General features: G+C 53.0%; 20 protein-coding genes. 7 read left to right on the top strand and 13 right to left on the bottom strand.

The genetic code is table 11. The annotated features are described in order from the left end of the window. Position 1: 1 nt before the first annotated feature. Positions 2 to 574 (bottom strand): chorismate--pyruvate lyase family protein, encoded by a 573-nt coding sequence (locus LJ739_RS14795; RefSeq protein ID WP_229161755.1) that lies wholly within the window; start codon positions 572 to 574, stop codon positions 2 to 4. 149 nt (positions 575 to 723) lie between these two features. Here LJ739_RS14795 and LJ739_RS14790 point away from each other — a divergent pair, with 149 nt between their 5' ends. Beyond that, positions 724 to 1,131, top strand: a complete 408-nt coding sequence (locus tag LJ739_RS14790; RefSeq protein ID WP_229161754.1) for a flagellar basal body-associated protein FliL — start codon at positions 724 to 726, stop codon at positions 1,129 to 1,131. Here the strand turns inward: LJ739_RS14790 and glpG are convergent. From glpG to LJ739_RS14755, 7 genes are all read right to left on the bottom strand, one after another. Beyond that, entirely contained in the window at positions 1,128 to 1,985 is an 858-nt protein-coding gene (glpG, locus tag LJ739_RS14785; protein WP_229161751.1) for a rhomboid family intramembrane serine protease GlpG, read from the bottom strand. The two genes, LJ739_RS14790 and glpG, sit on opposite strands and share 4 nt — an antisense overlap. After that, positions 1,982 to 2,311 (bottom strand): thiosulfate sulfurtransferase GlpE, encoded by a 330-nt coding sequence (glpE, locus tag LJ739_RS14780; protein ID WP_229162110.1) that lies wholly within the window; start codon positions 2,309 to 2,311, stop codon positions 1,982 to 1,984. The genes glpG and glpE overlap by 4 nt, the downstream gene beginning before the upstream one ends. A 9-nt stretch (positions 2,312 to 2,320) precedes the next feature. Continuing rightward, positions 2,321 to 3,346: an L-threonine 3-dehydrogenase gene (tdh, locus tag LJ739_RS14775; RefSeq protein WP_229161749.1), complete on the bottom strand. Its 1,026-nt coding sequence runs from the start codon at positions 3,344 to 3,346 to the stop codon at positions 2,321 to 2,323. Then, positions 3,343 to 4,539, bottom strand: coding sequence for a glycine C-acetyltransferase (gene kbl, locus LJ739_RS14770; protein ID WP_229161747.1), 1,197 nt, complete (start codon positions 4,537 to 4,539; stop codon positions 3,343 to 3,345). The genes tdh and kbl overlap by 4 nt, the downstream gene beginning before the upstream one ends. A gap of 116 nt (positions 4,540 to 4,655) precedes the next feature. Further along, on the bottom strand, positions 4,656 to 7,130 hold the full coding sequence (locus LJ739_RS14765) for a putative bifunctional diguanylate cyclase/phosphodiesterase (protein ID WP_229161745.1): 2,475 nt from the start codon (positions 7,128 to 7,130) through the stop codon (positions 4,656 to 4,658). A 5-nt stretch (positions 7,131 to 7,135) separates the two neighbouring features. Next, positions 7,136 to 8,311, bottom strand: coding sequence for a TonB-dependent receptor (locus LJ739_RS14760; protein WP_229161742.1), 1,176 nt, complete (start codon positions 8,309 to 8,311; stop codon positions 7,136 to 7,138). 9 nt (positions 8,312 to 8,320) lie between these two features. Then, positions 8,321 to 8,785, bottom strand: a complete 465-nt coding sequence (locus LJ739_RS14755) for a type 2 periplasmic-binding domain-containing protein (RefSeq protein WP_229161739.1) — start codon at positions 8,783 to 8,785, stop codon at positions 8,321 to 8,323. Between the two features lie 164 nt (positions 8,786 to 8,949). Between LJ739_RS14755 and LJ739_RS14750 the strand changes: the two genes are divergently transcribed. Further along, positions 8,950 to 10,269, top strand: coding sequence for a 3-deoxy-D-manno-octulosonic acid transferase (locus LJ739_RS14750; protein ID WP_229161737.1), 1,320 nt, complete (start codon positions 8,950 to 8,952; stop codon positions 10,267 to 10,269). On the opposite strand, the gene LJ739_RS14745 is transcribed toward LJ739_RS14750, so the two are convergent. Further along, positions 10,256 to 11,239 carry a glycosyltransferase family 4 protein gene (locus LJ739_RS14745; RefSeq protein WP_407646793.1) on the bottom strand — a complete coding sequence of 328 codons (984 nt, stop codon included), beginning with the start codon at positions 11,237 to 11,239 and terminating at the stop codon, positions 10,256 to 10,258. The genes LJ739_RS14750 and LJ739_RS14745 overlap by 14 nt on opposite strands. Before the next feature lie 165 nt (positions 11,240 to 11,404). On the opposite strand from LJ739_RS14745, the gene LJ739_RS14740 reads away from it, so the two are divergent. The 5 genes from LJ739_RS14740 to coaD are packed head-to-tail and all read left to right on the top strand — an operon-like array spanning position 11,405 to position 15,507. Then, positions 11,405 to 12,130, top strand: coding sequence for a 3-deoxy-D-manno-octulosonic acid kinase (locus LJ739_RS14740; protein ID WP_229161733.1), 726 nt, complete (start codon positions 11,405 to 11,407; stop codon positions 12,128 to 12,130). Positions 12,131 to 12,164: 34 nt separating this feature from the next. Continuing rightward, the gene (locus tag LJ739_RS14735; protein ID WP_229161732.1) at positions 12,165 to 13,580 is read left to right on the top strand and encodes a capsule assembly Wzi family protein; all 1,416 of its coding nucleotides are present in this window, start codon (positions 12,165 to 12,167) and stop codon (positions 13,578 to 13,580) included. Positions 13,581 to 13,592: 12 nt separating this feature from the next. Continuing rightward, a complete protein-coding gene (locus tag LJ739_RS14730; RefSeq protein WP_229161731.1) occupies positions 13,593 to 13,988 on the top strand; it encodes an adenylyltransferase/cytidyltransferase family protein in 396 nt (131 codons plus the stop codon). Continuing rightward, a complete protein-coding gene (locus LJ739_RS14725) occupies positions 13,985 to 15,013 on the top strand; it encodes a CDP-glycerol glycerophosphotransferase family protein (protein ID WP_229161729.1) in 1,029 nt (342 codons plus the stop codon). Before LJ739_RS14730 ends, LJ739_RS14725 begins: the two co-directional genes overlap by 4 nt. Positions 15,014 to 15,018: 5 nt before the next feature. Beyond that, positions 15,019 to 15,507: a pantetheine-phosphate adenylyltransferase gene (gene coaD / locus LJ739_RS14720; RefSeq protein ID WP_229161727.1), complete on the top strand. Its 489-nt coding sequence runs from the start codon at positions 15,019 to 15,021 to the stop codon at positions 15,505 to 15,507. Positions 15,508 to 15,545: 38 nt separating this feature from the next. On the opposite strand, the gene mutM is transcribed toward coaD, so the two are convergent. The 4 genes from mutM to rpmB form a co-directional block, all read right to left on the bottom strand. Further along, on the bottom strand, positions 15,546 to 16,358 hold the full coding sequence (gene mutM, locus LJ739_RS14715; protein WP_229161726.1) for a bifunctional DNA-formamidopyrimidine glycosylase/DNA-(apurinic or apyrimidinic site) lyase: 813 nt from the start codon (positions 16,356 to 16,358) through the stop codon (positions 15,546 to 15,548). A 3-nt stretch (positions 16,359 to 16,361) separates the two neighbouring features. Beyond that, positions 16,362 to 16,823, bottom strand: a complete 462-nt coding sequence (locus LJ739_RS14710) for a hypothetical protein (protein ID WP_229161724.1) — start codon at positions 16,821 to 16,823, stop codon at positions 16,362 to 16,364. A 144-nt stretch (positions 16,824 to 16,967) separates the two neighbouring features. Then, positions 16,968 to 17,123 carry a 50S ribosomal protein L33 gene (gene rpmG, locus LJ739_RS14705; protein WP_229161721.1) on the bottom strand — a complete coding sequence of 52 codons (156 nt, stop codon included), beginning with the start codon at positions 17,121 to 17,123 and terminating at the stop codon, positions 16,968 to 16,970. A gap of 11 nt (positions 17,124 to 17,134) precedes the next feature. After that, positions 17,135 to 17,371, bottom strand: coding sequence for a 50S ribosomal protein L28 (gene rpmB, locus LJ739_RS14700; protein ID WP_229162109.1), 237 nt, complete (start codon positions 17,369 to 17,371; stop codon positions 17,135 to 17,137). Positions 17,372 to 17,492 lie beyond the last annotated feature (121 nt).

Genomic DNA, 17,492 nt, shown 5'->3' with positions numbered 1-17,492 from the left:
CTTAACCCTCTGACAGTTGGGCATAAGCCGGGGCCTGTGGCAGGAAAAGCTCTGCGACCATAATGCGATACTGCGCAAAGGTAAACACCGAGCGGCGCCCCCACAGCGTATGATTGCTTTGCTGTTGCAGGCGGCTCAGTATCGGGGCATCGACAGCGACACGGCACAATTGAAACGGCATTCGCACAAAGCGCTGATCGTTAAACAGCAACTTGCCCAGTGGTTGCTCACCCAGGCCAGCAAAATCCCCCCGACACAACGCCTCAGGCAGTATGGAACGGGCATACACCCATGGCTGACCATCACCGTACAACAGTACCTCCCTGACTTGCCAGGGTGGCGCCGACGATGAGGGCTCCTGCACATCAAGGGCACGAAACTCCTCAAGGTCTACGTCAGCCTGCCGTTGACCCAGAAGAGACAGGGAAAACTGACGACAGTGGGCCTGCAGGCGTTCGGTCAGTGAGCCGGTATCCAGCAACCAGTTTTTCAGGTAAGGATTAGGAATGGGGTATGCACCGGGCGCAAACCAACCGGCGGGGTTACCTACGGGAAAACGAATAGCCTGATTCAATGTTGTGGGTGCCTTTTTTCTGTTGGCGAGATGATAGCAAGTGGTCGAGCCGGACAAAAGTGTCAGTAAAAACCTTTCTGACTTACGGGTTTTGTTGATAAACTGCCCGGCTGTAACGCGATTCCAAGAACACACGGATTTTTGAACACATGCGGACTTTAAGACTGTTGTTAGCAAGTGCACTGCTGGTAACCACGTTGGCACCAGTGTCTGTGCATGCGCAAAGCGGCCCTTTTGCCTATTTCGGCCTGGAGCCGGACATTATCACCAATTATCTTGGCTCCAATGCACGCAAACTCGGTTATGTCAGAGTCACCGTCGAATTGATGCTGGAAAGTCCCGACTACCTCGAAGCGGCGGAACACCATTCGCCCCTGCTACGGGCCAGCATCATTGAAATCATCGGCCGTCAGCCGGAAGACAAAGTGAAATCACTGACCGGACGTGAAGATATTCGCCGTACCTGTCTGGATGAACTGAAACGCTTAATGAAGAAAGAGACCGGCAATCCGATGGTCAAGGATGTGATCTTTACCAAATACCTGTACCAGGGCTAGTCAGCCCTGGCAGACAGTCGGCTGAACAGCCACGCCGCCAGACACCCACTGACCAAACCCATCAAGTGCGCCCCATTGGCCATTCTGACCCACAACAGGTCAGCAAAGCCCAACAGCATCCACACCAGCATCAGCCCGACAATGGCCTTGGGTAGCGCCAAGCCCCAGGACGGACGCAGCCACCCCAGCCACCAGACGAATCCCAACACCCCGTAAACGACGCCAGACAAGCCGCCAAAATTAGTACTGCCTGAAGTCCATAGCTGAGCCAGGTTAGAACTGATGCCGGTAAACAGCAGCAGGACCAACAATACAGAATGTCCCAATTTGCGCTCAATCTGTCCACCAAGCGACCACCACCACATCAGGTTGAAAATCAGATGGATGGCAGAGAAGTGGACAAACGCAGGCGTTAACAGTCGCCACCATTGTTGATTTTCCATCAACACGGCAACAGGGCGAATATCCAGCTGGTTACGCAGCCATTCATACGCGCCCAGATAGAAACCGAGGTAGACCCCCAGACAGACGATCAAAACCGCCCACATCAATGGCATATCACGCCAACGGGCGGCAGGAAAGGCAGATGCAATTTGTCCAAGGGACGTATCGCTGACGGCTTCGCCATGTTCCCACGCAGCCCGCTGGAAGCGGGGATCGCCCGGGTTCTGCAAAAAGCCCTCCAGCAATGCCTGCAAACGCCCATCGACATGGGACGCGGGTACGGCAACGGCATAAGGGTGTTCTGATGACTGGGTAATCATCCGGGCAGGAATGCCCTGGCTGACCAGGTGATCAACCAGCACCCGGGCCGGAGACTCCTGGTTGAACGCAACCACCAACTTTTCGGTCATTCGCTACCGGTCGCCAGTTCAGTCGGAAACGCCAGGCGCCAGGCGGCAAACCCGCCATCCATACTGTAGACCTGTTCAAACCCCTGATGGATCAGAAACTGCGCCGCTTGCTGACTGCTGATACCGTGGTAGCAGCAAACAATCACCGGTGTTTCAAAATCGCAGTCGTTCATGAATGTCTGCAGCGTACCGTTGGTCAGGTGCCAGGCACCAGGAATGTGACTCTCTGCAAAACTGTGCTCATCACGGATGTCGACCAGGCGCGCCTGATTGTCTTGCAGCTTCTGCGCCGTTTCTGACACAGAAATGTGGGCGAACTGTTCCATACTCATGCATTACACCCAATCAAGAATGACTTTTCCGGATTGGCCGGAGCCCATCACGTCAAACCCTTGCTGGAAGTCATCGATACTGAAATGGTGAGTAATGATCGGTGTCAGATCCAGACCGCCCTGGATCAGACTCGCCATCTTGTACCAGGTTTCAAACATTTCCCGCCCGTAAATCCCTTTGATCACCAAACCTTTGAAAATCACCTGGTTCCAGTCAATGGCGACGTTTTGCGGTGGAATACCCAACATCGCAATCTTGCCGCCGTTGTTCATCTTATCCAGCATGTCATGAAATGCAGCAGGTACGCCGGACATCTCCAGACCAACATCAAACCCTTCGGTCATGCCCAGATCATTCATCACGTCTGCCAACGACTCTTTGCTGACATCGACGGCCCGGGTAGCGCCCATCTTGCGCGCCAATTCGAGGCGATACTGATTAATGTCGGTGATCACAACGTGCCTCGCACCAACGTGCTTGGCAACCGCCGCAGCCATGATGCCAATCGGACCGGCACCGGTGATCAACACATCTTCGCCAACCAGATCGAAAGACAATGCGGTATGCACCGCATTACCGAAGGGGTCAAAAATGGCCGCCAAATCATCGCTGATATTGTCCGGTATTTTAAACGCATTGAACGCAGGGATCGTCAGGTATTCGGCAAACGCACCCGGTCGATTTACGCCAACGCCGGAGGTATTACGACACAGGTGACGGCGTCCGGCACGACAGTTGCGGCAGTGGCCACAGGTGATATGACCCTCACCGGATACCCGATCGCCGACCGCAAAACCACGCACTTCCTGGCCCATATCAACCACTGTACCCACGTACTCGTGGCCCACAACCATAGGCACCGGAATGGTGTTTTGTGACCACTCGTCCCAGTTGTAGATATGCATATCGGTACCGCATATGGCGGTCTTGTGAATTTTGATCAGCAAATCATTGTGACCCACTTCCGGGCGCGGAGAGTCGGTCAGCCAAATGCCTTTTTCAGGGTGCAGTTTTGCCAGTGACTTCATGCGACAACTCCTAATTCACGGCCAACCTCTATGAAGGCATCCACCGCGCGATCAATATGCTCCAAGGTATGTGCCGCCGACATCTGCGTACGAATGCGCGCTTCACCTTGCGGAACCACCGGGTATGAAAACCCGACCACATAAATACCTTTTTCGAGCATTTTATCCGCCATTTCACTGGCCAGTCGCGCATCGCCAAGCATCACTGGAATGATGGCATGATCTTTACCTGCCAGGGTAAAGCCGGCCTCTTCCATGCGACGACGGAAATGGGCACTATTGCGCTGCAAGGCTGCACGCAAATCATGACCGTTTTCCATCATTTCAAACACTTTGATCGACGCGGAAACGATGGCAGGTGCGACGGAATTGGAAAACAGGTACGGCCGTGAACGTTGTCTGAGCCAAGCAATCACTTCCTTCTTGCCGCTGGTGTAACCACCAGAAGCGCCGCCGAGCGCCTTACCCAATGTGCCGGTGATGATATCGACCCGACCCATGACGTTGTTGTATTCATGGCTGCCGCGGCCATTGTCGCCGACAAAACCGGTAGCATGGCAATCATCCACCATCACCATGGCGTCATACTTTTCTGCCAAATCGCAGATGCTGGCCAGATCAGCAATGATGCCATCCATGGAAAACACCCCGTCAGTGGCAATCAGCTTGAAGCGCGCACCGTCTTGGTCGGCTTGTTGCAACTGTGCTTCCAGCGCAGCCATGTCATTGTTGGCATAACGGTAGCGTTTTGCCTTACACAGGCGCACGCCATCGATGATACTGGCGTGGTTCAGTGCATCAGAAATGATCGCATCTTCCGGCCCCAGCAAGGTCTCAAACAGGCCACCGTTAGCATCGAAGCATGAGGGGTACAAGATGGTGTCTTCGGTGCCCAGAAACGCGCTGATTTTCTGCTCAAGGGTCTTATGGATATCCTGGGTACCACAAATAAAGCGTACCGACGCCATACCGAAGCCATGACTGTCCAGGCCTTCTTTGGCCGCCCCAATCAGGTCTGGATGATTAGCCAGGCCCAAATAATTGTTGGCGCAAAAGTTGAGCACATGCTCACCGCCCTGCACGGCAATATCAGCCTGTTGCTGGGAAGTAATAATCCTTTCTTGCTTGAAAAGGCCATCGGCCTTGACCTGATCTAACTGGGCTTGCAAATGCTGGGTAAATGCCTGGCTCATGAGGACCTCGAATCACGGTGCTTGAAAAGGGCGCTATTCTAAAAGAACTTGATGACGATGATAACCACTGTGTGGTCGGAGATCACCCGCGCATGCATTGCAGTGTAACAGACTCGTTACATTTTGGGTTGATTGCCGATGAGGGGGCGCTGAATATGGTCGGATGGTAGTTTCCAGTAGCCTTTTTCACAATGCTGACGCAACGCAGACAGCAACTCTGTTTCTGCAATCGGTTTTGCAATCCAGAAGCCCTGTCCGACGTCACAATTGAGCCTGCGCAGGGTATCGTACTGACTGGCGGTTTCGATACCTTCGGCGACCACCGTCAATCCGAGGTTGTTGATCAATTCAATGGTCGCGGCAACGATATGGCGGTCAGCTTCATTTTCCAGCATCCCCTGCACAAACCCCCGATCGATTTTGATCACTTCTGCCGGGATATTGCGCAAATAGCTTAACGACGAATAACCGGTACCAAAGTCATCAATGGCCAGCTTGATCCCCATCAACTTAAGTTCATCGGCGATCACCAGAGCCTGCTCCGTTTCATGCAACAATGAACTCTCCGTCAACTCAACCTCGAGTCGGCTTGGGTCGATGCCGGAGTCATTGATCAGGTCCCGCAAGCGAGGGATCATGGCCTTGTCGAGAAATTGGGACGCAGACAGGTTGATAGCGATTGTCAGATGGCCATATCCCCATTCTCGCAACATCGCCAACAAGCCGACAGCATGTTCCATGACCCAGTACCCCACGTGCACAAAAAACGCCGTGTGTTCCAGCACCGGAATAAACGTGCCCGGAGCAATCAAGCCCTTGTCAGGATGGCGCCAGCGTAACAACGCTTCAAACCCGGTCAGCGCGTCATCTTGCATGCTGACTTGTGGTTGCAACGCGAAAAAGAACTGATTGTTCAGCAATGCTTCGCGGGCTTCTGATTCCAATGCCACCTTGGTCAATGCCTGTTGCGACATGGCAGAGTCAAACAACCGGTAGCAATTTCCGCCAGCGCGCTTGGCAGCATACATCGCCGTGTCCGCATAGCGGATCAGTTCGGCACTGGAACATTGGGTTTGGTCTGTGATCGCCAGTCCGATGCTGCAGGATACGTAAAACTGGGCGTCACCAATCCGCACCGGCGCCTTGAATCGCTCAAGCACTTTACGCGCCACCAGCACCCCGGCTTCCAGGTGCGCCACATGACGCAACAGAATCACAAACTCATCACCGCCGAGTCGACAGGCCATGTCGGTGCTGCGCAGCACCGAAGAAAGGCGCGCAGACGCCTCAATCAACAGTTGATCCCCGGCGTCATGACCGTAGCTGTCGTTGACCTTTTTAAAGTCATCCAAATCCAGAAACAACAGGATCACATAGCCAGGCAACCGACTCAGACTGGCTATTGCATCGTTCAGTTGATAAGTCAGCATGTTGCGGTTCGGCAACTGGGTCAGTTCATCGTACATCGCGATGCGCTCCAGCTCCTGGGTGCGCTGATTGACTTGCTCATCCAGGGAAGACAACTGGTCGGCCAATTTGGCAGCCGCTTGCTGTAGCGTGTCGAGCTCGTCCCGGAACCAGCGTCCTCCAGACACGGTGCGTTCCTGAAACACATCAAAACGTCGATTGGCCAGCAAGGGTAAACGGGAGGCAATGAACATCAGACGCTGACGGAATCGACCGGTCACCACCAACAGCAAAATCAGCAGCAGCGAGAACACGCTCACCGCCACGCCAATGATCTTACGCTGATAGTCATGCAATTCCGCCGCTTCATCCGTTATATCGTGCACCAGCATGAGGTAATGGTGAGGTGACTCGGCGCTTTGCATGTCCAGCAGGGTCAGTAGCCTGACCTGTTCATTAAGGGATACCTTAGCCCCCTGGGAAAGTAGCTGTTGGGCACTGGTGTCGCGCTCAAGGGCTGCCAGTAATGCGCTGAGCGATTGCTCCAGCTGACTACCGAGGGGCTGTAGAAAACGGATCCCTCCCTCGCGACGATCAAATTTGAGCGGATCAATATTAACGATGGCCAGTTGAGCCTGGGTGGACTGATGCAAAAATGCCAGACTGTCGAGTAAGGTAAAGCTGGCCACCAGCACATGCACCGCATCATCGTCAGTCAGCACTGGCATAAACAACAGTTGTTGACACTGAGATGCGCAAAACACCGTGGTTCCCGAGGCCTGCTGCTGCAGGGCCTGTTGACTGCCGTTTAAAACATAGTCCGGCAAGCTGTATGTTGAGCTGTAGCGTAACTGCAGTCCTTCAGACAACAGCCAGATGTCATTGACCTGCCAATTGATCTGCAAAAACTCCCATTCGCTTTGCAACATTTGCGTGAGGGTATCTACTTTCACATTGGGCTGAAAATGGATCAGTCCTTCAAGCCATGCCTCCAGTCGGCCCCGCATCATCTGATTGACCAGCTGGTACTGGCGGGCACTCTGATCGCGGATGGATTGCTGCTGTGAGGCAAACTCCTGTGCAGATCGCTGCAACCACAGCCAGGTCATGGTCACCGACGCGCTCAGCATAACGGCCAGTAGCACGCCCAATAACTTCCATGACAAACTGAGAAACGGACGCATCGAGGTCAAAACCAGTACATGATCTGCACCGCGAACAGGTCCCAGTACTCCTGATCGTTATGCACGGTATCGGGCAGGATCACCGGTGCCAGTCGTCCCGCGCCTTTGACCCGATGATACTCGAACTGGGCGCGCCACTGCGGCGCGATATTCCAGCTGACACCCAAGGTCACATCATCCATGTAACCAAAATAGCGCGGTACGGCGCCCTGAGTTTGCTCAAATCGAAGCTGCCCTGAGCGATCTTTACGATTCAAATCAAACAGATCGGCGCGCGCCAGCAAGGTAAGTTCCGGAGAGAGAAAATAACGCCATTGCAAATAGCCCCCCTCGGAGGCCTGATGGATATCCCCGCCGGGACCGAACACGCCGTAATAGGCAACCCATTCACGCAATAGCTCTGAAGACAATTCCCAGTTTTCTGAGCTGTATCGGAAACGCAGCATCAGACGTTTCGACGTCGCACTGCCGGAGAACACCCGATCTTGTGGCCCCTGATGATAATCAAACGCCGCATTCACACCACTGAGCCCTAACTCCATACTGGTGCCGATGGGCTTGAATACCAGGCTCATCTGGTGGTCTTTGGTTTGTTTTATCTCACCGGTTGCCAGATTGGAAAACAGGTTTTCACTTTGCTCATCACTGATGGGGGAAGTGCCATAACTCCAGTGCCATTCCAGGCTGCCAGCGGCGGTATCGGCATTGGCCAACAGTGCCGCACCGTCGCTACCCAACGAAATGTCCCTGAAGCTGTCGAAGTAGACCGACTGGGGCAAAATGATCGATGGCCGGGTATGCGGCACATCCCGGGTAGCGGAAAACAACCAATGGTAGTTTTTGACCCGACCAACCTGTACGTTCATCTGCCAGTCCAAACCTGACGCCAGTTGCCAATCCAGAAACAGATAGTCGATCCGCACACCTTCCGGGTATCGGTTGCCGCCGTTGAGATAGATACCCTGTCCTGCCACGCGGACTCTGTCGTGCAAACGCATCGACATATTCACACCGATTTCCGTTAAGCGCAGCGATGGCTCACCATCGTGATTGATGTAATTGCTGTCTTTGGCCTGTATAACCCCCTGCGACACGAAACCGTGTACCACAGGTTCGTTCAGTTGCCCCTGGCAAACGCTACCGTATAACAGGCAAAAAGTGACGATGATTGTCCTTTTCATCTTCATGGCCTAATCCTCGTTAACGTGAATAACATGCACATCCTCAGGTATCTCCTGTGGATCAATCAGCAGATAACCCACACTGCCGGGCTGCTGGCGAATAATTTCGATCATTTCGGCGCTGTTCTGGGCGCTCAAAGGGCGCTCGCCTAAGCCCGAATACGCGACCTTGTCCCAGGTGCGCTCCAACTGATAAGGAAACAATCTGAGCAACTTTTTGCAGAAAACCTGATGTGCCGCGTTACTGTCCGGCATGGCCACGACCGTGATGGGTACGCCCTGAGGCCAGGTTGATTGACGAAGGGTAAATATACGCCGCAACTGACTGCGCGAGAGGGTGTCGATCTGAACCGAGGAATGTGCCACCACCAAAACGTCAGATGCAGCATGCTGACCCAACGCTGGCAAGGCCAGCGAGGCACATAAAAACCATCCAATATGCAAGAGCCTGCGGAATCCCTGTTGTGATGGCAAAATAAACTCCCTGCCGTGTCCCAAATTCAATACTAGACCAACTCTCGGCGAAAGCAGTACCCATACGAAAAAAACTACCCCATACACGACGCTATTCGTGGCGCAGGGGATTTGCTAGACTCAAGGCGCAATAACACCCGCCCCAACACCCGTAATGCCAGAACATGGAGGATACGTCCCTGCTTGCACTGATCTTTTGGCGAACTTGCTACGCTATATTACTGATTTTGGCGTTACCGGTGGTTGTGATCCGTCAGATTGTCGATCACCTGCGCGGTCAGGGGCGCGGTAAACGGGGTTGGCAACGGGTTGGATTGTTGCTTCCTGCGACGCGCCCCAACGGTATTCTGGTCCATTGCGTGTCGGTGGGTGAGGTGGTGATGATGGTCCCGCTGATCCAACAATGCCTTGGGCAAGGGCATTCGGTGACAGTAACCACCACTACCGCGACAGGCGCTGCAGAGGTCGAACGGCGCTTTGGCGACAACGTTCAACACTGCTATCTGCCGCTGGATATTGGCGGATTTGTGGCAAGATTGCTGAATCACATAAAACCGGCGCAGATGATCATCGCCGAAGTCGAAATTTGGCCCAACCTGCTGCGGGCTTGCGCGCGCCGTCACATCCCCGTCAAGCTGGTCAACGGCCGTATGACAGACCGGTCTTTCCGGCGTTATCAAAAAGCATCGGCTTTGCTGACGCCAGCTCTGGCCAGCATCACCTGCGCATGTGTGCAGGGACAGCGAGATTACGACAACTTTCAACGCCTGGGTATTTCAGCCAACGCCTTGCATGTAACGGGCAATCTGAAGTTTGATCTGCCCGACATCTCTCAAACCGCTATTGACAACCTGAAGCAGAAAATCGCTAGTCCTTCGCGCCCATTGCTGCTCGGCGGTAGCACCCATGCGCCAGAAGAACACTATCTGCTTCAAAGCCTGAAAAAGCTGCGTCAGCAAGGACAAAACCTGCGGCTGGTGATCGTACCTCGCCACCCTCAACGCTTTGATGAAGTGGTATCGCTGTGTAAAAAAGACGGTTGGCACGTCAGTCGTTCCAGTCAACTGGGGGAGCGTCTTGACGACCAAACCGATGTTCTGGTGGTGGATGAAATGGGCCAATTGGGTGCCTATTACGGCATTGCTACGCTGGCCTTTGTCGGTGGTAGTATCGCGCCTCGGGGTGGCCACAACGCACTGGAAGCCGCCCGCTTCGGTGTGCCGGTTATCATGGGCCCCAGTCAGCACAACAACCCGCAGCTTTTCGACGCGCTAACAGCACAAAGCGCATTGTTTACCATAACCGCTCAAAGCGACTTAGACACTGCAGTGTATCAATTGCTCACCGATCCGGCGCTGTTCCAAAAAGCGCAGCAAGGCGGACTCTGCGTCGTGGCACAAAACCGCGGCGCATTGCAGCGAACATTGCAACACCTGGCACTGCTGTATGATTTGCTGGGCCCGTCAAACGTCATTGCAAGGTAGCAAAAAAGTCCAGCAACTGACGGGCTTCTCGCTCGATACTGTAATCAGCCAGAACACGCTCACGGCCGGCTTTCCCCATAGCCGACAAGGCGTCCTGATCAGACAGCATGGTATCCAGCTTTTCTATCATGGCCTGCCGATCGTTGACCGCCACGACGTGTCCGTCAACACCCGGCCGAATGATTTCTGGCCAGGCGCCGGCATCGGTTGCCATTACTGCGGCACCAGCGCTCATCGCTTCTGGTACGGTTAATCCAAAGCCCTCGTTATCGCTCAGCGCAGCCACCAATGACAGGGCAGAAAAGATCGGCGGGATACGCTCGAAGGGTAATTCTCCGGTAAACACAATGCGCTCAGACAAACCCGCCGCATCAATGGCTTGTTTCAACTCGTCGACAAATCCCTGATGAGATGAAGAAATGGCACCGACAACAACGGCGGTCACGTCGGGGTATTTGGGTAATACCTTGATGCAGGCGTGGACAAAGTGATGAACACCTTTTTGCTTTCTTACCCTGCCCAGAATGCCGATCCCAATACGTCCGCCATATCCTAACGCCTGCCATGCAGCGTGTTTGTCTTCGGCTGGCACGTAGGTATTGCTTTGCACGCCGTGAGGGATCACCTTGTCCGGTGGATCGGCCAGAAAACCGGCCGAACGTTGACTGACGGCCACTACGGCATCCATTTTTCGTGTTATCCACACCGTCGAGCCAGAGCGCTTACGCTGGGCAGCACTACTGAACACCAGTTTCAGCTTGCAACGAAACACATAGCGCAATAATAAGCCCTGGATCATCTCATCCACCCGACGAGCGTGAAACACCCGCCACTTGCCATTTGCCAGTGGCCGTTGGCACAGTTTCACCACATCCCAGAAGCCGATGTACAACGACGGGTCGGTAAGATGGTGTCTGCCCATGATGCGCAAATTTACCCACTTACGCTGCTCGGCAGATACCTGCAACATGGTAGACGTCACACCGGAAAAGTTTGAATTGGAATTTCCCAGGATAAGTTCAATGTCTTGGTTTGAAGATTGTTTGCTCAACGACACAGCCTCTGTCGGTTTTGGGGCGCATTGTCACACATTTTTATTTACAATGAGCGTTCTTTCATTGGGGCGAAGTGTAGCATGACCTTGATTCAGCAGAAAATTTGCCAACATCAAATGTTGTTTGCGCCCGCTTCGCTATTGGATCAGGTCAGCAGTGACTGGTTTGAACCCGACCATTGGCGAGCGCTGGGACAGCTGACCGGCAGTGCGCCCGGACGCGGCACCACGCACTTTATTCAACATCAACAACATGCCTGGGTTCTACGCCATTATTGCCGCGGCGGCATGGTTGGACGATGGATCACCGATACGTTTTTGTACCTGGGTATAGCCCGCACCCGTGTGTGGCAGGAATTAACGCTACTACAGTACATGCAGGACCTTGGTCTGCCCTGCCCGGCTCCGGTTGCCGGTCGGGTAAGCCGCCACGGGTTGGGCTACCGTTGCGATCTGATCACGGTGCGTATTCCCGGCGCCACAGATGCACATCACCGGTTGTGTAAAGCGTCTCTGTCAGCCCAGCAATGGCAGGATATTGGCGCCACTATCCGACGCTTTCATGACCACGGGATCTATCACCATGATCTGAATATCCACAATATTATGTTGGATGACCAACAACGCGTTTGGTTAATTGATTTTGACAAATGCGGACGCCGACGGGGCAACCGCTGGAAAGCGCACAACCTTTCCCGTCTGCAACGCTCATTGCACAAAGAACACGGCAAAAACGGTGACTACCATTTTTGTATGGATGATTGGCAGGCATTGCTGAGTGGTTATGGACAAGGAAAAAACGTATGATCCGGTGCTGTTTTTGTCAGGGGAATGAAACCCAGTGTTAAAAAAGCTTTTACTGTGTGTGGCAGTCTTGCCGACGTGGGTTGCGGCCAAGGGTGTGTCACCTTATCTGCCACTGAATATGTCGCCAGAAGTCGAACACCATATCGAAAAAGCCTTTGCCCTGACCGGCAATGCCCCGCTGGTTAAACCCTACAAAGCGGCGGACTTGCATCGGGTTTTACCCAAACTCAAATCCGAGCACCCGCGCCTCTATCAGTTGCTGTCCCAATACCTTGACCGCTACCGGCGTGAGCGGGGCTGGACCCATCGCAGTATCAGTGCAGGATTCGACAGTGGTGAACTGAAAGCCTTACCCAATCAGCGGGGCATGAACAGCGATACCCATTTCTCGCTGTCAACTGCAGGGTTCACGATGCTCACTCCCTATGCAATGGCCAGTGTCGGGACACGCTGGGATGATGAACAAGGGCTCGTTCATTGGGGAACGGCTTTGTCAGCCGGGTTTGAATATGCGCAAGTCGATATCGGTTATCGGGAACACTGGTTTTCACCCATGCAGGACGGCGCAATGCTGGTCAGTACACACGCCAAGCCGTCCCCCTCCATCACAGTCAGTAACGTTGCGCCGATCACCGACTGGCAGCTGAATTACACGTTTTTCTACAGCAAACTTGAAACCGTGGAAGGCATACGACTGGGTGATCAGGTGACTCCCGGCGAACCTCGTCATGCCGGACTGCATATCAGCTTCCAGCCCATTGATAATCTTACCCTTGGCATTAATCGCACCCTGCAATTTGGCGGCGGTTTGCGGGAAGTTGATTTCAGTGATGTGATCCAGGCCATTTTCAATCCGGCCGGTAAAGACAACGTGGGAGATTACACCGGCGATGACCCCAATTTTGAGTTTGGTAACCAACAGGCCTCCGTCACCGCCCGCTACCACTACGACGGTGATTTTCCGTTTGTGTTGTATGGTGAAATTGGCGGTGAAGATACCGAAGGTGAAAAAAATTATAAGCTCGGCAATGAAACACTGTCTGCCGGCCTGTACCTTCCTGTGCTGACTGACAACATCGGCCTACGTTACGAATTTACCCGCTGGTCAACGGCTTGGTATGTGCACCACCTCTATCAGCAAGGATACACTAACGAAGGTCGGGTGATGGGCCACTGGGGTGGTTCCGAACGTCAGTTTGGTGATGATGTAAAAGCCCATGTCCATGCAATGAACGTCAACTGGCAAATGTCTTCAACCCAATTGCTGGATATCACCTTGCGACACATTCAAAACCAGTCTGAAGCCACCTACACTTACGACAACGGTATAGAGCTCGAAGCCACATTTAGTCAGGCTACTCCACAAGGCTTCTGGGGAGTAACCTTGTATACCGGCCGCAGCGTATTTGGCGGCTCATTCACGCGAGTCAACGGCTTTTACCGCTGGTAATCAGGATACGCAATGCGAAAAGTAATCACATTTGGCACGTTCGACGTCTTCCACGTAGGGCACATTAATATTCTCAAGCGAGCCCGCGCGCAGGGCGACCATCTGACAGTGGGTATATCGTCAGATGAACTGAATCAGAGCAAAAAAGGCCGGGCACCGGTGTATCCCTTATCCAGCCGCATGGAAATTATTCAGTCATTACGCTTTGTCGATGCGGTGTTTGTAGAGGAGTCGCTGGAAAAGAAACGGGAATATATCCAACAACACAATGCCGATGTACTGGTGATGGGTAACGACTGGGAAGGCCGGTTTGACGAGTTTAACGACATCTGTGAGGTGGTCTATCTGCCGCGTACACCATCCATTTCGACCACCGAAATCATCGAGGTCATCAGAGAGGTCAAATGAGGCACTACCTGTTTTATATCGGTCAAAACTATTCCTTTGAGATCCTGCGCCCGTTGCAGGCTGAAGCACAACAGCGTGGGGACAAAGTTGCCTGGTTTGTTGAAGGCAGTGACGTTAATCTCGACTACTTTGAACCCCATGAGCAACGCCTGACCAGCGTTGGTGCCATCCGGGCCTTTAAGCCTGACGCTGTTTTCGTACCTGGCAATTTGGTGCCTCGTTTTATTCCCGGTCTCAAGGTGCAGGTCTTTCATGGCTTTGAATGGAAGAAAAAAGGCCACTTCCGAATGCGCAGTATGTTCGATTTATACTGTACTCAGGGGCCATTGTTTACTCAGCGCTTTATACAGATGCGCGACGCAGACCGACACTTCAATGTGGTAGAAACCGGCTGGCCAAAGGTGGATGTGCTGTTTGATGCCGAGCCCTATACCTGGTCAAGTCGCAACGACAAGCCGGTGATCCTGTTTGCACCGACCTTTTCGCCCGCCCTGACCAGCGCACCAGCCTTGTACGATGAGATTGCCCGGTTGATAGAAACCAAGGACTGGCAATGGCTGATCAAATTTCACCCTAAAATGGACACGGCGTGGATTGAACGTTACCGTGAGTTGACCTGCGACACGTGCCACATTGTCGATACGCCATCCCTGGCGCCGGTGCTCAAAGCCGCCGACCTGATGGTTTCCGACACGTCCTCGATCATTACTGAATTTGCACTTCTGGGAAGACCGGTAGTGACCTTCAAAAACCGTGATCCGGAACCACATCTGATCGATATACACTCTGCCGACGCATTGGAAGACGCAATCGCCAATCATTTACACCCGAGTGAAAAGCATCTCGCTGCAATTCGTGATAACGTCGCTCAATTGCATCCGTACCAGGATGGGCAATCATCTGCACGGATGTTGAATGCTGTAGAATATATGCTCAGCAACGGCAGGGAAGGTCTTAAGCCGATGCCGCGCAATGTGATACGCAACTTTAAATTACGCAAAAAACTGGGCTATTGGGGAGTCTGATATTCATGCACACAAAAGCCATTTACCCGGGTACCTTCGATCCGGTCACCAACGGACACGCCGATTTGATTGAGCGTGCCGCCAATATGTTCAGTCAGGTTACCGTGGCCGTCGCTGCTAACCCCAGTAAGAAGCCTTTGTTTACCCTTGACGAACGGGTTGATCATATTCGCCGTATCAGCGAACACCTGGGCAATGTGAATGTCGTGGGTTTTACCGGATTACTGGCGGATTTCGCCCGACAACAGCAGGCAACTGTTTTGGTACGTGGCTTACGTGCAGTGTCAGATTTTGAGTATGAATTCCAATTGGCCAATATGAATCGTCGGCTCAATCCTGAGCTGGAAAGCGTGTTCCTCACCCCGGCCGAGGAAAACTCGTTTATCTCATCAACCCTGGTTAAAGAGGTGGCGTTGCACGGCGGTGATGTCAGTGGTTTCTGTCATCCGTTAGTGGAGAAGGCATTGCAGCAAAAGTTTGCCGCGCGTCAGTAAGGCGGGCAGCGCTGTAATCCATTGTCAGCCTGATTTAACTACCGTTGACATTGGGGACAATAGAAACTGTTACGCTGGCCAATGGTGACCGATTTGATCGGCGTTTCACACACCTCACAAGGGGCGTTTGCTCGCCCATAAACCCGCAGATGTTGGGCGAAATAACCGGGCTTTCCATCCGTCTGGGTAAAATCTTTTAACGTGGTGCCGCCTTGCTCAATGGCACGTGACAAGACATTTTTAATGTTGTCGGCCAGGCGATCATACCGTGACCTGCTGACCTTGCCCGCAGGCTTGCGAGGGTCAATCCCACTGGCAAATAATGCTTCGTTCGCGTAAATGTTGCCAACTCCAACCACCACGTGATTGTCCATGATGAAGTTTTTAACGGCCACTTTTTTACCTGACGAAAACAAGTGTAAGTGCTTACCATCAAATTCATCTGTCAGCGGTTCAGGACCCAATTTTTCAAGCAGCGGTAACGACGGGTCGTCCTGCCCCTGCCATAAACAGGCACCAAAGCGACGGGGATCGTGGAATCGCAAACACTGACCATTGTCCAATACGATATCCAGGTGATCATGTTTAGCCACCGGCGTACTGGCAGGGATGACACGTAACCGGCCTGACATGCCCAGGTGCAACACCACACTGCCCATTGGGGTATCAATGAAAAGATACTTGGCGCGGCGACGGACGGCATGGATCACCTGACCCGTTGCTTGTTGAACGGCGTCTGGCACAGGCCAACGCAGTTGTGGCTGGCGCACCACGATAGCAGTGATGGATTGCCCTATCATGTGGGGGGCGATGCCTTGGCGGCTAACTTCGACTTCCGGTAATTCTGGCAAGGATCAAACTCCTGGCATGGTTAAATCGTCAATCGAGACATTGTCCAGCACCCAGTGGCGTTGTTGATAGCGCACAATGGGCTGTGGCGCATCATGGAACAACTCAAACACACGCCCCTGAGACTCACCCGCTAACCACACCACCACAATGCTTGGTTGGCCTGGGGGACGTTTCTCACTAACAACGCCCTGGGCTTCAGTCCAGCGCTGCACCCAAGCCGCCAACTGCGGCTCAGGCGTTGCATCAGAGGGTATCTTACGCCAGCCCTTGCCAATGCGCTGCACCTTGCTACCGTCGCTCTCAATGCTCAGAATGACCCCTTGCGGGGGAAGCAGCGGCACGGGGCGATCATCAACAGATTCCTCGTTCTGCCAGCCAGGCCCGGTCAGATTAAACAACAGGATCATGGCCAACATGGCGACAATCAACAGGTTATTCCAGGCTTGTTGAGTCAGTCGTAGCACAGCGGCAAAACCTCGGGGGTGGGACACTAATAGCCCATACTAACCGGAAATAACCCCGCTGTAACCTGCGTCAGGATCAGCACAACAGATACGCAAAAAACCCGGCATGAGCCGGGTTTTTCTGGAGACAAAAACAAGTAACTTTTACTTGATTTTGGCTTCCTTGAACATCACGTGCTGGCGGATTTTAGGATCAAACTTTTTGATCTCCATTTTGCCAGGCATGTTACGCTTGTTCTTGTCTGTGGTGTAGTAATAACCGGTACCCGCAGTTGATACTAATTTGATTTTATCACGCATGGTAATGTTCCTTAGATTTTCTCACCACGAGCACGGATGTCAGTCAACACTGCATCAATGCCTTTCTTGTCGATAATACGCATACCTTTTGCAGATAGACGCAGTTTTACGAAACGGTTTTCGCTTTCAACCCAGAAACGGTGGGATTGAAGGTTTGGCAAGAAACGACGACGGGTCGCGTTCTTCGCGTGAGAGCGGTTATTACCTACCGCAGGACGCTTGCCAGTTACTTGACATACTCTGGACATCGTATTTGTCTCCGAAACAACAATAAAATTCAGCGCCGAATTGATTACCGAGCAACCAATACACATAACACTATTGATAAGAGGGCGCACTTTATACAGTAAATAAGCGACAGGTTCAATA

Source organism: Fluctibacter halophilus (assembly GCF_020687825.1).
Classification (GTDB): Bacteria; Pseudomonadota; Gammaproteobacteria; order Enterobacterales; family Alteromonadaceae; genus Fluctibacter; species Fluctibacter halophilus.
This window is presented reverse-complemented; position numbering and strand designations above follow the sequence as displayed.

Coding starts and splice junctions, on each gene's coding strand:
- LJ739_RS14765 (WP_229161745.1), bottom strand. CDS start 7,130: ATGCGTCCGTTTCTCAGTTTGTCATGGAAGTTATTGGGCGTGCTACTG.
- LJ739_RS14745 (WP_407646793.1), bottom strand. CDS start 11,239: ATGTTGCAGGTATCTGCCGAGCAGCGTAAGTGGGTAAATTTGCGCATC.
- kbl (WP_229161747.1), bottom strand. CDS start 4,539: ATGAGCCAGGCATTTACCCAGCATTTGCAAGCCCAGTTAGATCAGGTC.
- glpE (WP_229162110.1), bottom strand. CDS start 2,311: ATGGAACAGTTCGCCCACATTTCTGTGTCAGAAACGGCGCAGAAGCTG.
- LJ739_RS14790 (WP_229161754.1), top strand. CDS start 724: ATGCGGACTTTAAGACTGTTGTTAGCAAGTGCACTGCTGGTAACCACG.
- coaD (WP_229161727.1), top strand. CDS start 15,019: ATGCACACAAAAGCCATTTACCCGGGTACCTTCGATCCGGTCACCAAC.
- LJ739_RS14740 (WP_229161733.1), top strand. CDS start 11,405: ATGACCTTGATTCAGCAGAAAATTTGCCAACATCAAATGTTGTTTGCG.
- tdh (WP_229161749.1), bottom strand. CDS start 3,346: ATGAAGTCACTGGCAAAACTGCACCCTGAAAAAGGCATTTGGCTGACC.
- rpmG (WP_229161721.1), bottom strand. CDS start 17,123: ATGCGTGATAAAATCAAATTAGTATCAACTGCGGGTACCGGTTATTAC.
- rpmB (WP_229162109.1), bottom strand. CDS start 17,371: ATGTCCAGAGTATGTCAAGTAACTGGCAAGCGTCCTGCGGTAGGTAAT.
- LJ739_RS14760 (WP_229161742.1), bottom strand. CDS start 8,311: ATGAAAAGGACAATCATCGTCACTTTTTGCCTGTTATACGGTAGCGTT.
- LJ739_RS14730 (WP_229161731.1), top strand. CDS start 13,593: ATGCGAAAAGTAATCACATTTGGCACGTTCGACGTCTTCCACGTAGGG.
- LJ739_RS14750 (WP_229161737.1), top strand. CDS start 8,950: ATGGAGGATACGTCCCTGCTTGCACTGATCTTTTGGCGAACTTGCTAC.
- LJ739_RS14725 (WP_229161729.1), top strand. CDS start 13,985: ATGAGGCACTACCTGTTTTATATCGGTCAAAACTATTCCTTTGAGATC.
- glpG (WP_229161751.1), bottom strand. CDS start 1,985: ATGACCGAAAAGTTGGTGGTTGCGTTCAACCAGGAGTCTCCGGCCCGG.